Raw genomic sequence first — 560 nt, 5'->3', positions numbered from 1 at the left:
TCCTGGACCTTCGTCCAGGACGTGTTGTTGAGAACCATGTCGCAGCGGGCGAGGTGACTTTCGCCGGCAATGGTCAGGCAGGCCGTCTCACCGAGCTTGAACGATTTGCCGTTGGCAAGACACTCCGGGGCCGCGAGCGCCGGCGCGGCAAATGCCAGCGCAAGGCCGACCGGGCAAAGAACAAATCGGATCGCCATCGAACCCCGCAACAATCCCGCATCAGACACACGATTTGTGGCGACATCAGGGTTCGGCAAGAGTCCGCAAGCAGCGCCTTCAGGCCGGCTGCAAGCGCAGATCGATGGCCACTGGCACGTGGTCGGAAGGTTTTTCCCAGGCGCGGACGTGCTTTTCAACCGAGGCCGACGAGAAGCGGTTAGCGGCTTCGGGAGACAGCAACAGATGGTCGATGCGGATGCCGTTGTTCTTCTGCCAGGCGCCGGCCTGATAGTCCCAGAAAGTATAGACATCCGGCGAATCGGTCACGGCGCGCACGGCCTCCGTGAAGCCGAGATTCTTCAGGCGCCGGAAGGCCTGCCGCGTCTGAGGCTGGAATAGCG

General features: G+C 62.3%; 1 protein-coding gene and 1 pseudogene. Both read right to left on the bottom strand.

Translation table 11 applies throughout. The annotated features are described in order from the left end of the window. A pseudogene (locus tag EOA60_RS36490) lies at positions 1-197 on the bottom strand (hypothetical protein); the annotation flags it as partial. 79 nt (positions 198-276) lie between these two features. After that, positions 277-560, bottom strand: a 284-nt coding sequence (locus EOA60_RS36485; protein WP_348632760.1) for an endonuclease/exonuclease/phosphatase family protein, incomplete at its 5' end; no start/stop codon positions are given.

The sequence above is a fragment of the Mesorhizobium sp. M1A.F.Ca.IN.020.06.1.1 genome, assembly GCF_004023265.1.
Taxonomy (GTDB): Bacteria; Pseudomonadota; Alphaproteobacteria; order Rhizobiales; family Rhizobiaceae; genus Mesorhizobium.
The sequence above is the reverse complement of the archived record's forward strand: the minus strand, read 5'-3'. Positions and strand labels throughout refer to the sequence as shown.